At 71.3% G+C, this 13,893-nt stretch carries 10 protein-coding genes and 1 riboswitch; of the genes, 6 read left to right on the top strand and 4 right to left on the bottom strand.

Annotation, left to right across the window (positions count from 1 at the left end; all coding sequences use genetic code 11):
* Positions 1-29: 29 nt before the first annotated feature.
* Positions 30-938, bottom strand: coding sequence for an amidohydrolase family protein (locus ABZX10_RS15385; RefSeq protein ID WP_355541299.1), 909 nt, complete (start codon positions 936-938; stop codon positions 30-32).
* Positions 939-1,030: 92 nt separating this feature from the next.
* Here ABZX10_RS15385 and ABZX10_RS15390 point away from each other — a divergent pair, with 92 nt between their 5' ends.
* Genes ABZX10_RS15390 through ABZX10_RS15405 form a run of 4 tightly spaced genes read left to right on the top strand, consistent with a single transcriptional unit; the run spans position 1,031 to position 5,854 of the window.
* Positions 1,031-1,495 (top strand): MarR family transcriptional regulator, encoded by a 465-nt coding sequence (locus ABZX10_RS15390; RefSeq protein WP_355541302.1) that lies wholly within the window; start codon positions 1,031-1,033, stop codon positions 1,493-1,495.
* Between the two features lie 43 nt (positions 1,496-1,538).
* Positions 1,539-2,078, top strand: coding sequence for a TetR family transcriptional regulator (locus ABZX10_RS15395; RefSeq protein WP_355541305.1), 540 nt, complete (start codon positions 1,539-1,541; stop codon positions 2,076-2,078).
* Between the two features lie 56 nt (positions 2,079-2,134).
* Positions 2,135-5,422, top strand: a complete 3,288-nt coding sequence (locus ABZX10_RS15400; protein WP_355541308.1) for an error-prone DNA polymerase — start codon at positions 2,135-2,137, stop codon at positions 5,420-5,422.
* 18 nt (positions 5,423-5,440) lie between these two features.
* Positions 5,441-5,854, top strand: coding sequence for a DUF4440 domain-containing protein (locus tag ABZX10_RS15405; protein ID WP_355541311.1), 414 nt, complete (start codon positions 5,441-5,443; stop codon positions 5,852-5,854).
* A gap of 45 nt (positions 5,855-5,899) precedes the next feature.
* Here the strand turns inward: ABZX10_RS15405 and ABZX10_RS15410 are convergent, their stop codons facing one another.
* Positions 5,900-6,775: a patatin-like phospholipase family protein gene (locus ABZX10_RS15410; protein ID WP_355541314.1), complete on the bottom strand. Its 876-nt coding sequence runs from the start codon at positions 6,773-6,775 to the stop codon at positions 5,900-5,902.
* On the bottom strand, positions 6,772-7,374 hold the full coding sequence (locus ABZX10_RS15415; protein ID WP_355541317.1) for a CHAP domain-containing protein: 603 nt from the start codon (positions 7,372-7,374) through the stop codon (positions 6,772-6,774). Before ABZX10_RS15415 ends, ABZX10_RS15410 begins: the two co-directional genes overlap by 4 nt.
* 41 nt (positions 7,375-7,415) lie before the next feature.
* On the opposite strand from ABZX10_RS15415, the gene ABZX10_RS15420 reads away from it, so the two are divergent.
* Together ABZX10_RS15420 and metE are read left to right on the top strand one after the other, a co-directional pair.
* The gene (locus tag ABZX10_RS15420; protein WP_355541320.1) at positions 7,416-7,649 is read left to right on the top strand and encodes a DUF167 domain-containing protein; all 234 of its coding nucleotides are present in this window, start codon (positions 7,416-7,418) and stop codon (positions 7,647-7,649) included.
* Between the two features lie 128 nt (positions 7,650-7,777).
* A riboswitch (cobalamin riboswitch) is annotated at positions 7,778-7,933 on the top strand.
* A 158-nt stretch (positions 7,934-8,091) separates the two neighbouring features.
* Positions 8,092-10,380, top strand: coding sequence for a 5-methyltetrahydropteroyltriglutamate--homocysteine S-methyltransferase (gene metE, locus ABZX10_RS15425; protein WP_355541323.1), 2,289 nt, complete (start codon positions 8,092-8,094; stop codon positions 10,378-10,380).
* A gap of 66 nt (positions 10,381-10,446) precedes the next feature.
* Here metE and ABZX10_RS15430 read toward each other — a convergent pair whose 3' ends face one another.
* A complete protein-coding gene (locus ABZX10_RS15430; RefSeq protein WP_355541327.1) occupies positions 10,447-13,833 on the bottom strand; it encodes a pyruvate carboxylase in 3,387 nt (1,128 codons plus the stop codon).
* Positions 13,834-13,893: the final 60 nt, after the last annotated feature.

The following is a 13,893-nucleotide window of genomic DNA, read 5'->3' on the forward strand; positions in this document are numbered from 1 at the left end:
GTATCGGCCGCGTTCAGGAGTCCGCGGGCTCAGGCGCCCGCGCGCTCCAGCAGGGCGCGGCCGTTGTGCCACAGCACCTTGCGCATCCAGTCGTCGCCGAGGTCCAGGCGCGCGAGCCCGAAGAGCTGGTGCGCGTAGGGGTACGGGATGTTCGGGAAGTCGCTGCCCAGCACGACCTTGTCGGCGAGCGTGCCGAGTCGCTCGACATAGCCCGGAGGCATGGGGGCGGTCCGCAGGGTGAAATCGGTGGCCGCCATGGTGGTATCGAGGTACACGTTGGGGAACTGCTCGGCGAGGTCGGCGAACAGGTCGTACTCGGGCATGCCGAGGTGGGCGATCACCAGCGTGAGATCGGGGTGGCGCCGCAGCACCTCCGCGACCCGGCCGGGGCCGGTGTAGGGGCCCTCCACCGGGCCCGACCCGGCGTGGATGACGACGGGGATCTTCGCTTCGGACAACGCCTCCCATGCCGGATCGAGCAGCGGATCGTCCGGCGCGAACACGCCCACCTGGACGTGCATCTTGAACAACCGCGCACCGTCGGCGATCGCGGCCGCGACGTACTCCCCGACCCCGGGCTCGGGGTAGAGGGTGGCGCAGTGGATCGCGTCGGGGATGCGCCGCGCGAACTCGGCGCACCAGTCGTTGAGCCAGACCGCCATGCCCGGCTTGTGCGGGTACGTGAGTGCGGGGATCGCGCGGACGCCCATGCCGCGGATGAGCTCCAGTCGGGTGGCCTCGTCGAAGCGGTAGGCGATGGGCCACTCGCGCCCGTACTCGGCGCTCGCACGGTCGAAGAAGTCCCACACCTTGACCAGCATGGGCTCGGGCAGGAAGTGCACGTGGATGTCCGAGAGGCCGGGGATGCCGAGCGATTCGAGGTAGGCGGGGATGTCCGCGTCCGAGGAGGGGCCCGTCGTCGTGCTCGGTCGGCTCATAGGGGCCGACTCTACCGACTCGGTGATGGGCCGTTCACTGAAATCGGCAGTCGGTAAACTCGAGCGACGATGTGATGTTTCGGGGGTGCGGCATGACGGCGAACGCAGGGAGTACCCGGTGGTTGTCCGATGAGGAGATGCAGGCGTGGCTGCCGCTGATCAACGTCGCCATGCGGCTGCCCGCGAAGCTGGACACCCAGCTCCGGGTCGACGCGGGCATCACCCACTACGAGTTCATGGTGCTCTCTCAGCTCTCGCAGGCGCCGGACCGCACGCTGGGGCTCTCGGCGCTGGCGGAGGCCGCCAACTCGTCGCCCTCGCGCCTGTCGCACGTGCTGCGCAAGCTGGGCGAACGCGGCTGGCTGGTGCGGCACGCCGAGGGGCGCTCCGCGTTCGCCGAGCTCACCGATGCGGGCTTCGCCGCGCTCGACGGTGCCGCCCGCGGCCACGTCGAGGAGGTGCGCCGGTTGGTCTTCGACCATCTGACGGACCGGGACGTCGCCGCCGTGCGGGTCGCTCTCGCCAAGCTCGCTCCCGGGCTCGCCGACGGGGCCTGATCGCCCCCTACTGCGCACGTAGTATCGGGTACAGTTCTCGCCCATGGGCAGGCGCGACGAGGTGTTGGACGGGGCGATCGAGGTGCTCGGCACGCTCGGTCTCCGGGGGCTGACGCACCGTGCGGTCGACAGTGTCGCGGGCGTGCCCGCCGGGACGGCGTCGAACTACTTCCGCTCACGCGCCGCGCTGGTGCGCGGGATCGTCGATCACATGGTCGAGGAGGATCTCGCCTTCTGGGCGGCCTTCGAGGGCGTCGAGAAGTCCACGCCCGGGGAGGTCGCCGAGCGGCTGGCGGAGTTCGTCCGTTGGTCGATCGACGGCGGCCGGACGCGGGGTGTCGCCCGGCTCAACCTGTTCGCCGCCGCATCGGTCGAGCCGGACCTGCGGGAACCACTGCGGCGCGGGCGGCGCGCGGTGGAGGAGGTCGGCGAGAAGATCGGTGCCTCGATCGGCCTCGGCCTCGTCGAATCCGCGCTGGTGATGGACGCCACGGACGCCCTCGTCACCCGGCAGCTCGCCATGCCGATCGAGGGCTACGACCCGCTTCCGGCGCTGAAGGTGCTCCTCACGCGCCTGCGGTGAGTGCGTAGCGTTCGATGACCTTGAATGGATCGAACGCATGAGCGTATCGTCGAAGTGTGGGTTGGGGTAACGGGCCGCGGAGCTGGGCGGAGATGGAGCGGGTGCTCTCCGGGCGGGCGCCCGTGCGCCGCGCGGAGGAGCCCCCGGGCGATGGTGGCGACGCTCCGGCGTGGTCCCGCAAGCGCGGGCCCTATGTTCCGCTCCCGGATGGGCCGGGGGTCTCCCGGGTGCCCTATGCCGAGCTGCATGCGCACACCGCGTTCAGCTTCCTCGACGGCGCGGCGCAGCCCGAGGAGATGGTGGAACAGGCGCACGCGCTGGGGTTGACGGCGCTCGCGGTCACCGATCACAACGGCTTCTACGGCGTGGTCCGGTTCGCCGAGGCGGCGCGGGAACTCGGTATCCCCACGGTGTTCGGCGCGGAGCTCTCCCTGGAGCACGACGCCGAGCGCACCGGTTCCGAGGATCCGTCCGGCGAGCATCTGCTCGTGCTCGCCCGCGGGCAGGAGGGCTACCGCCGGCTGTCGCGGGCGATGGCCGAGGCGCACATGGAGGCGGGGGAGAAGGGGCGTCTGCGCTTCCATCCGGATCGGCTCGCCGAGTGGTCCGGCGGCCACTGGCACATCCTCACGGGCTGCCGCAAGGGCGCGGTCCGCCGGGGGTTGCAGGCCGCGGGGCCCGACGGTGCCGCCGCCGCCCTCGCGCAGCTCGTCGACCGGTTCGGGCAGGACCGGGTGAGCATGGAGCTCACCGTGCACGGCGTCCCCGAGGACGACGAGCGCAACCACCTCCTGGCCGGGGTCGCCGCCAGGATGGGGGTGGGCACCGTCGCCACCACGGGTGCGCACTTCGCCCGGCCGGACCAGCGTCGCCTCGCGTCCACGCTCGCGGCCGTCCGGGCCCGTCGCAGCCTCGACGAACTGGACGGATGGCTGCCGGCCGCAGGCGGCGCGCACCTGCGCTCGGGCGACGAAATGGCGTTGTTGCTGCCGGAGCATCCCGGTGCGATCGCCGGCGCTGCGGAGGTGGGGGCGGAGTGCGCGTTCGAGATCGCGTTGATCGCGCCGAACCTTCCGCCCTTCGACGTCCCGCCCGGGCACACCGAGGCCACCTGGCTGCGCGAACTGACCCGGCGCGGGGCACTGGAGCGGTACGGTCCACCGGAGCGGAACCCGAAGGCCTACCGGCAGATCGAGCACGAACTGAACGTGATCGAGACGCTCACCTTTCCCGGCTACTTCCTCATCGTGCACAGCATCGTGCGCTTCTGCCGCGAGCGCGACATCCTGTGCCAGGGGCGCGGCAGCGCCGCCAACTCCGCGGTGTGCTTCGCGCTCGGCATCACCGCGGTCGACCCGATCGGGAACGACCTCCTGTTCGAGAGGTTCCTGGCGCCGGAGCGTGACGGTCCGCCCGACATCGACGTCGACATCGAATCGGACCGTCGCGAGGAGGCGATCCAGTTCGTCTACACGAAGTACGGCCGCGAGTACGCCGCGCAGGTGGCGAACGTCATCACCTACCGCGGTCGCTCCGCGGTGCGCGATACCGCACGCGCGCTGGGCTATTCGCAGGGGCAGCAGGACGCATGGAGCAAGCAGGTCTCCAGCTACGGTTGGCGGTCGGATCCGGTGCCGGACGGGATTCCGGACCGGGTTCTGGAACTGGCCTCCCAGATCGCCGACCTACCGCGACACCTGGGCATCCACTCCGGCGGCATGGTGATCTGCGACCGCCCCATCGCCGACGTGTGCCCCACGGAGTGGGCCCGCATGGAGGATCGCAGCGTGCTCCAGTGGGACAAGGAGGACTGTGCGAACGTCGGTCTGGTGAAGTTCGACCTGCTGGGGCTCGGCATGCTCAGCGCGCTGCACTACATGCAGGACCTCCTCGCGGAGCACAAGGGCATCGAGGTCGATCTCGCGAAGCTCGACCTGAAGGATCACAAGGTGTACGAGATGCTCTGCCGCGCCGACTCGGTCGGTGTCTTCCAGGTGGAGTCCCGCGCGCAGATGGCGACCCTTCCGCGGCTGAAGCCGCGGGAGTTCTACGACCTGGTGGTCGAGGTCGCCCTCATCCGGCCCGGTCCCATCCAGGGCGGCTCGGTGCACCCGTACATCCGCCGCCGCAACGAGCAGGAGGTACCCACGGTCGAGCACCCGTCGATGTGGAAGGCGTTGAAACGCACCCTGGGGGTGCCGCTCTTCCAGGAGCAGCTCATGCAGCTCGCGGTCGACGTGGCCGGGTTCAGTCCCGCGGAGGCGGATCAGCTGCGGCGCGCGATGGGCTCGAAACGCTCCGTCGACCGGATGGAGCGGTTGCGGGATCTGTTCCGCGCGGGCGCGAAGGAGCAGCACGGCATCGAGGTGGAGGTGGCCGACCGGATCTTCGAGAAGCTGGTGGCGTTCGCCAATTTCGGTTTCCCCGAGAGTCATTCGCAGTCGTTCGCGTCGCTGGTGTTCTACTCGTCGTGGTTCAAGTGCTACCACCCCGCGGCCTTCTGCGCGGCACTGCTGAGGGCACAGCCGATGGGCTTCTACTCGCCGCAGTCCCTCGTGGCCGACGCGCGCCGGCACGGCGTCGTGGTGCACGGCCCCGACGTGAACGCCAGCCTGGTGTGGGCGAACCTGGAGAACGCGGGGCTCGAGGTGCGGCTCGGCCTCGGGGCGATCCGCACCATCGGTGACGAGCTGGCCGAACGCATCGTCGCCCAGCGGGATACGGGTGGTGCGTACACGAGCCTGGTGGATCTTGCATCCCGCGTGGAGCTCACTGTGGCGCAGTCCGAGGCGCTGGCCACGGCAGGGGCGCTGGACTGCTTCGGCCGCGGCCGGCGGCGAGAGCTCTGGGAGGCGGGGGCGGCGGCGAGGGAACGCCCGGATCGGCTGCCCGGCACTGCGACCGCGGGGGCTCCGCCGACGCTACCCGGCATGAGCGAATCGGCGCTCGCCGCTGCGGACGTGTGGGCGATGTCCGTCACTCCGGGGAAGTACCCGACGGAGTTCCTCCGTCCCACGCTCGACGCCCTCGGGGTCGTCGTCGCCGACCGGCTCCTGTCGCTGCCCGACGGTGACCGTGTCCTGGTGGGCGGGGCCGTCACGCACCGGCAACGGCCGGCCACCGCGGGCGGCGTCACCTTCCTCAACCTCGAGGACGAGACGGGCATGGTCAACGTGGTGTGCAGCCCCGGGCTGTGGGCGCGGTACCGGCGGCTCGCGCAGTCGGCGCCCGCGCTGCTGGTGCGGGGGAAGTTGCAGAACGCGGAGGGGGCGGTCACCGTCGTCGCCGACAGGCTGCAGCGCATGGACCTGTCCGTGCCCTCCCGCTCCCGCGATTGGCAGTGAGGCTAGCCTTGGGTAGTGATGGAGGAGGCGTACGAACCGGATCGCAGCACGGCGCCGGAGCTGCGCGACGTGCTCGCGGAGCTCCGCCGCCGCGAGCCCCTCTTCCACGGTTCGGCGTGGAGCACCCTCGCGGACTTCGATGACGCCGTCGCCCCGGACTTCTGGGAGATCGGCGCCTCGGGACGGCGGTACAGCCGCGAGTACGTCCGCGAGGTGATCGAGCAGCGGTTGAACTCGCCGCCGGACGAATCGGACTGGGAGACCAGTGAGTTCCAGGTCCGCGCACTCGGGGCTTCCGTCTACCTGCTCACCTACACGTTGGCGCAGGGCGACCGGATCACCCGCAGGCTCACCGTGTGGCGGCGCCGCGAGAATCGCTGGTCCGTGATGTTCCACCAGGGCACCGTGGTCGTGATTCCGGTGGATTCCTGAGCTACCAGCCGCTGAGCGCCCTCGTGCTGGCGGAATCGGCCGACTTCACGATGTGAGGGCGCGCCGCGCCGCCGCGCGGCCGATCTCCACGGCGCGGGAGATCAGCGGACCGTCGTTCGAGAGCCGGCCGACGGCCGGGCTGCCCTCCGGAACCCAGATCTGCAGCACCTCGGCGGCGCCCGGCACGACGGGCTCGGGCGCCGGCGCGGCGCGCCGCGCCGTGAAATACGCGTCGAGGATCCACTTCTCGGCCCGCGAGGACCGGGGCGTGGCGCCGGCCTCGACGGTGCGCAGCACCAGCAGGTGGGTGGCGCCCTGCTCGATCGGGGTTGCCAGCGGGACCTTCTCCGCAAGCCCTCCGTCGAGGAACTCCCGCCCGGCCAGGCGCACCGGGGGACCGGCGAGCAGCGGCAGCGCCGTCGTCGCGCGCAGCGCGGTGCGCACGGACGCCGTGTCGGTGAGGTACGGGGAGAGGTCGGCGACGCGTCGCGTGTGCGCATCGACGGCCAAGGGGTGCAGGCTGATCGGGTTGGTGAGAATCGCCGCGAAATCCATGGGGGTCACGTCGGAGTACACCCGGTCCACCAGGCGGCGGGTGTCCACGACGACGCCGCCGCGCAGGGCGCGCCGCGGGTGCACCACCCGCTCCGCGAGGACCGCGTCCCAGCCCCAGGAGGGCAGCCAGCGAAGCCCCTCCCCGGACAACAGCCACGCCGCATTGAGCCCGCCGCCCGACGTCCCGTAGACCGCGTCGAAGGCCGTCAGCAGGCCGAGTTCGTCGACGGCCATGGCCATTCCCGCCGAGTACGCCGATCGCGAGCCCCCGCCCTCGATCGAGAGGGCGATCCGCAGCCCGTCCGTGCGCGCGCCCGGTGTGCTCGCAGTGGCGATCCGCGCCCGCAGCGCGTCGAGCACCGTCATCGGACGGGCACCCCGTACCCGACGATGCCGAAGGTGTCGGCCAGTCGGTAGGTCAGCGCGCTGATCCCACCCTCCTGATTGCCGCCCACCGTGGTGACCGTGTCACCGTCGACGGACACGACGATGTTCGTGTGCTGCCGCAACTGCGGGTGCTCCGGTGCGTACAGCACCACGTCGCCGGGCCGCGGGCGGTACGGCGTCGCGGGCTCCAGCTTCCCGGCCTTCTGGAAGTACTCGGTGAGCGTGTAGACGCCCGGAATCCGCCACGTGCCGGAGTTCGGGTTGCGCAGGGGCAGGCCGGAATCGCGGAGCACCGTCGAGACGAAGTCGGCGCACCACGGCTCCTCCACGCCCTCCGAGTAGTACGTGCCGGGCCGATTCGCGTCGAACTCCCGCCGCAGATTCTCGATGATGCGAACCCTGGACGGATCGAGCCCCGTCGTGCTGACGGCGGGGAAGGTGCGCGGCTTCAGTTCGGTGGGGAGATGCCGCGAGAGCGGCGTCTCGTGGGCCGTGGACCACCACACGGCACCGCCCGCGAGCACCACCACTACGGCGAGCATCGCCGCGGCGCCCAGTCCCATCCTCCGTAACCCCATGGATCCACCGTACTCAGTGGCGAACCTGACATCATGGACCGATGAGCCCGCGCACCGTGACCTGCACGATCAAGCCGGGGAGCCGCAAGGGACCCGTCGTCGAGGTCGGCGACGACGGTGCGCTGACCCTGTTCGTCCGCGAACCCGCGACCGAGGGGAAGGCGAACACCGCGGCCGTCGTCCTGCTCGCCGCCCACCTCGGTGTGCCGAAGTCCCGCGTGCGGCTGATCGCCGGACACACGAGCCGGCTCAAGCGGTTCACCGTCGACGACTGAACCGGAGGGGTGGACGGCCGGACCGTGCTCCGGGCGGTGCCCACGCGCGGGCACGGAAGCGCGAACTGGCATGCTGGAAGCGCAGCTGGTCTGCCGCCCGAGGCCTCGGACGCGGCATCGAAGCGCGCGGTGCGCCGCGACGTGAAGAGGGAACCCGGTGGGAATCCGGGACTGTCCCGCAGCGGTGAGCAGGAACGAAAGTCGCGACGACGCACTGGACCCTCGGTCTGGGAAGCAGCGACCGGTAGGAACGAGTACGAGGCCTGCGAGTCCGAATACCTGCCCGCTGTACCGGACGCGCCGCGTCCGGTGGTGTGCCGCCTCGTGGAATGGGCGCGCGACCGCGGGAGGACGGGCCGTCGGCAGGCGGGCTCGTCGTCGTGCGTACGTGCGTCCGGACAGGCGGTCACCGCCCGTTACGCACGAAAGGAACGGTCCACCCGTGACCGCACCGAACTTCACCCGCACCGTTCTCGGTGTTCCCCGTATCGGCCCCCGTCGCGAGCTCAAGCGCGCGATCGAGGGCTACTGGAAGGGCTCCGTGAGCCGCGCCGATCTCGATCAGGCCGCCGCGGGCCGGCGGCGCGACGAGTGGGCACGCCTGGTCGCCGCCGGCCTGGACTCCGTGCCCACGAACACCTTCAGCTACTACGACCAGATCCTCGACACCGCCGAGCTGCTCGGCGCGTTGCCGTCCCGCGTCGCGGGCATCGAGGACCCGCTCGACCGCTACTTCGCCGCGGCGCGCGGCACCGCGGAGGTCACCCCGCTCGAGATGACCAAGTGGTTCGACACGAACTACCACTACCTGGTGCCCGAGATCGGCCCGGACACCGCCTTCGCGCTGCATCCGGAGAAGGTCCTCGGTGACCTCGACGAGGCGCTCGCGCAGGGGGTTCCGGCCCGCCCCGTCGTGGTCGGGCCCGTCACCTTCCTCGCGCTGTCCAAGGCCGTCGACGGTGCCGGCGACCCTCTCGACCGGATCGACGAGCTGCTGCCGCTGTACCGCGAGCTGCTCGCACGACTCGCCACTGCGGGCGCGCGGTGGGTCCAGCTCGACGAGCCCGTGCTGGTCAGCGAGGCGGGGCTGGGCCTCGCGGACACCGCCGCGAAGGCGTACGGCGCGCTGGCGTCGGCCGCCGAGCGCCCGTCGATCGCCGTCGCCACCTACTTCGGCTCGCCCGGACCGTCGCTCGCCGCCCTGGCGGCCACGGGAATCGAGGCGATCGCCGTCGATCTGGTCACCGATCCCGCTGTCGTCGACCTCGTCGCCGGGACCCCGGCGCTCGCGGGCAAGCTGCTGCTCGCCGGCATCGTCGACGGCCGCAATGTCTGGCGTACGGATCTCGACGCGGCGCTCGCCGCACTGGGCGCACTGTCCGGGTCCGCTGCCGCGCTGGCCGTCAGCACGTCATGCTCGCTGCTCCACGTCCCGTACAGCGTCGCCGCCGAGGCGGCGCCCGAACCGGCCGGCGCCGAGGGGGTACGGTCCTGGCTGGCCTTCGCCGAGGAGAAGATCGGCGAGGTCGCGGTCCTCTCCCGAGCGCTCACGGAGGGCCGGCCCGTGGTGGCGGCCGAGTTCGCGCGGAGCGCCGCGGTGCGCGCCGCGCGCGGCGCCGACGAACGTCTCAACGACGGTGCCGTCCGCGATCGGCTCGCCGCCCTCCGTGCGGCGGGCACCGGCCGCGCCGCTGCCGCAGAACGCGCCGTCGCACAGCGGGACCGGCTCGGCCTGCCCCTTCTGCCCACCACGACGATCGGCTCCTACCCGCAGACCGGGGCGATCCGCGTCGCCCGTGCGGATCTGCGTGCCGGACGGATCGACGAGGCCGAGTACGTGCGCCGCATGCAGTCCGAGATCGGCGACGTGATCCGGCTCCAGGAGGACCTCGGCATCGACGTCCTCGTGCACGGCGAGCCCGAACGCAACGACATGGTGCAGTACTTCGCCGAGCGACTCGAGGGCTTCCTGGCCACCGACAACGGCTGGGTGCAGTCCTACGGCACGCGGTGCGTGCGGCCGCCGATCCTGTACGGCGACGTGCGGCGGGCCGAGCCGATGACGGTCGCGTGGATCACGTACGCGCAGAGCCTGACCGAGCGGCCCGTCAAGGGCATGCTCACCGGCCCGGTCACGATCCTCGCGTGGTCCTTCGTGCGCGACGATCAGCCGCTCGCCGACTCCGCCGATCAGGTGGCGCTCGCGATCCGCGACGAGACGGTCGACCTCGAGCGGGCGGGCGTGCAGATCATTCAGGTCGACGAGCCCGCGCTGCGCGAGCTGCTGCCGCTGCGCGCCGCGGATCGTCCGGCGTACCTGGAGTGGGCCACCGGCTCGTTCCGGCTGTCGACCTCGGGCGTCGATGACGACACGCAGATCCACACGCACCTGTGCTATTCCGAGTTCGGCGACGTGATCGGCGCCATCGCCGACCTCGACGCGGACGTCACGTCGATCGAGGCGGCCCGCTCGCGCATGGAGATCCTCGACGACCTCAACGGGGCGGGCTTCGCCAATCAGGTGGGCCCCGGCGTCTACGACATCCACTCGCCCCGCGTGCCCGCCCAGGCCGAGGTCGAGGCATCGCTCCGCGCCGCTCTGGAAGCCGTTCCCGCGGATCGCCTCTGGGTGAATCCGGACTGCGGCCTCAAAACCCGGGGCACGGAGGAGACGGTGGCCTCGCTGCGCAACCTGGTCGCCGCGGCGCAGGCCGTCCGCGCGACGCTGTAGCCCGGCGCCCGACGGCGAGGGCCCGGCCGCGCGAATGCGGCCGGGCCCTCGGTCTCTCCGTGATCTCTAGGCGTCGATGACGGCGACGAGGTCGCCACCGTCGACCTGGGTGGGCCCGGCGAGGGCGACCCGTCCGACGGTGCCGGCGACGGGGGCCGTGATCGCGGCCTCCATCTTCATGGCCTCGATGGTGGCGATCTGATCGCCCACCTCGACCGTGGATCCCGCGTGCACCGTCGGCGTGACGACGCCGGCGAAGGGCGCGGCGACGTGACCGGGGTTGCTCTTGTCGGCGCGCTCCGCGGCGGGCACGTCCGCCTGCACGGCGCGGTCCCGCACGGATACGGTGCGGAGTTGCCCGTTGAGGGTGCAGACCAGGGTGCGGTTGCCGTGCTCGTCCGGCTCGCCGACGCCCTCGAGCTTGATGAGCAGCTCGACGCCGGTCGCGAGCTGGACGCGGTGCTCCTCGCCCTGCCGCAGACCGTAGAGGAACTGGTTGGTCGACAGTTTCGAGACATCGCCGAACTCGGCGAGGTGCTCGGTGAACTCGCGCATCGGGCCGGGGAACAGGAGCCGGCTGAGGGATGCCCGGCGCTGTTCCGAGGTGCCCTCGAGTTCGGCCGCCTCGTCGGCGGGAACGTCGCTGACGGGGGCGGCTTCGGCGCGGCCCTCGAGAGCGCGGGTGCGCAGCGGTTCGGGCCAGCCACCGGGCGGGGTGCCGAGCTCGCCGCGGAGGAAGCCGATCACCGAGTCGGGGATGTCGTACTTGCCGGGATCGGCGGCGAACTCGTCGGCGGACACGCCGGTACCCACGAGGGCGAGGGCCAGATCGCCCACGACCTTCGACGACGGCGTGACCTTGACCAGCCGGCCGAGCATCCGGTCGGCGGAGGCGTAGGCGTTCTCGATGTCCTCGAACCGCTCGGCGAGGCCGAGCGCTCCCGCCTGCTGCCGGAGGTTCGACAGCTGCCCGCCGGGGATCTCGTGGTGGTACACCCGTCCCGTCGGAGCCTTGAGACCGGACTCGAAGGGCGCGTAGGCCCCCCGTACGGCCTCCCAGTAGGGCTCGAGCGCGCAGACCGCGTCGAGGTCGATCCCCGTGTCCCGCTCGGTGTGCGCGGTGGCGGCGACGATCGATGACAGCGAGGGTTGGCTGGTCGTGCCGGACAGCGGGGCGGCGGCACCGTCGACGGCGTCCGCGCCGGCGGTCCACGCGGCGAGGTAGGTGGCGAGCTGCCCGCCGGGAGTGTCGTGGGTGTGCACGTGCACGGGGAGGTCGAACTCCTTGCGCAGCGCGGTGACCAGCTTCGTGGCGGCCGCGGGCCGGAGCAGTCCGGCCATGTCCTTGATCGCCAGGATGTGCGCGCCGGCCTTGACGATCTGCTCCGCGACGCCGAGGTAGTAGTCCAGCGTGTACAGGGACTCGGCCGGGTTCGACAGGTCACCGGTGTAGGACAGGGCGCCCTCGGCGACGGCGGTGCCCGTGGCCAGGACGGCCTCGATGGCCGGGCGCATCTGCTCGACGTCGTTGAGCGCGTCGAAGATCCGGAAGACATCGACGCCGGTGGCGGCGGCCTCGGCGACGAAGGAGTCCGTCACCTGCTGGGGGTACGGCGTGTAGCCCACGGTGTTGCGGCCGCGCAGCAGCATCTGCAAGCAGATGTTGGGCAGCCCCTCCCGAAGGGTGGCCAGGCGCTCCCAGGGATCCTCGTGCAGGAACCGCAGCGCCACATCGTAGGTGGCGCCGCCCCACGCCTCCACGGAGAGCAGCTGGGGGGTCAGTCGCGCCTCGTACGGAGCGATCGTCGCCAGTGCCGAGGTCCGCACCCGGGTCGCGAGCAGCGACTGGTGCGCGTCACGGAAGGTCGTGTCGGTCACCGCGAGCGCGGTCTGCGCCCGCAGGTCCGCCGCGAAGCCGGCCGGGCCGAGCCGCTCCAGCCGCTGCTTCGATCCCTCCGGGGCCGGCGCCGACAGATCCACCGCCGGCAGCTTGTCGATCGCGTACACCCTCGTCGGGCGCACACCGTGCGGCTTGTTGACGGTGACATCGGCGAGGTAGCGCAGGATCTTGCTCGCCGTGTCCGAGGAGCCGCGGGCCGTGAGCAGCTCCGGACGCTGCTCGATGAACGACGTGGTGACCTCGCCCGCCACGAACGCGGGATCGGCCAGGACCGCCTGCAGGTACGGGATGTTCGTCGCCACACCGCGGATGCGGAACTCCGCCAACGCCCGTCGGGCGCGGACGATGGCCGTGGCCCGGTCCCTGCCACGGGTGGTGAGCTTGACCAGCATCGAATCGAAGTGCGGGCTGATCTCGGCACCGACGGAGGTGCCGCCGTCGAGGCGGATGCCCGCGCCGCCGGGCGTGCGGTACGCCGACACGCGGCCGGTGTCCGGGCGGAAGCCGTCCGTGGGATCCTCGGTGGTGATGCGGCACTGCAGCGCGGCGCCGTTGAGGCGGATGTTCTCCTGAGTCAATCCCAGCTCGGGCAGCGTGGAGCCGGAGGCGATCTTGAGCTGCGCGGCGACCAGGTCGACGTCGGTGACCTCCTCGGTCACGGTGTGCTCCACCTGGATCCGCGGGTTCATCTCGATGAACACGTGCCGGCCCTTCGGGTCGACCAGGAACTCGACGGTGCCGGCGCAGCTGTAACCGATCTGCTTGGCGAAGTTCACCGCGTCCGTGCACAGCCGCTCCCGAAGGTCCTCCGAGATGTTCGGCGCCGGGGCCATCTCGATCACCTTCTGGTGCCGCCGCTGCAAGGAGCAGTCGCGCTCGAACAGGTGGATCACGTTGCCCGCGTTGTCCGCGAGGATCTGCACCTCGATGTGCCGCGGGTCGATCACCGCCTCCTCGAGGAACACCGTCGGATCACCGAAGGCGGATTCCGCCTCCCGCGAGGCGATCTCGATGGCGTCACGCAGGTCCTCGATCACGGCGACGCGGCGCATGCCGCGCCCACCGCCGCCTGCGACGGCCTTCACGAAGACGGGGAAGTGCATGTCCTGCGCCGCCGCGATCAGCTCGTCGACATCCGACGACGGCGCCGTCGACGTCAACACCGGAAGCCCGGCCTCCCGTGCCGCGGCGATGGCCCGGGCCTTGTTGCCGGTCAGCTCCAGCACCTCGGTCGGCGGACCCACGAACGTGATGCCGTTCTCAGCGCAGGCAGACGCCAGGTCCGGATTCTCCGAGAGGAACCCGTAGCCGGGGTACACCGCGTCCGCGCCGGCCTTCACCGCGATCCGCAGGATCTCGTCGACGCTCAGGTACGCCCGGACCGGATGTCCCTCGACACCGATCTGATACGCCTCGTCGGCCTTCTGCCGGTGCGGGGAATTGCGATCCTCGTACGGGTAGACCGCGACGGTTCGCGCGCCGCTCTCCACGGCCGCACGGAAGCCGCGGATCGCGATCTCGCCGCGGTTCGCCACCAGGACTTTATTAAACATATTTTATGCTACCACCGGTCTTCGTGGGACTCCGACGTACTTCTGCCAGCGGTCGGGGAC

Origin of the sequence: Tsukamurella sp. NPDC003166 (assembly GCF_040611135.1) — a bacterium.
GTDB lineage: Bacteria > Actinomycetota > Actinomycetes > Mycobacteriales > Mycobacteriaceae > Tsukamurella.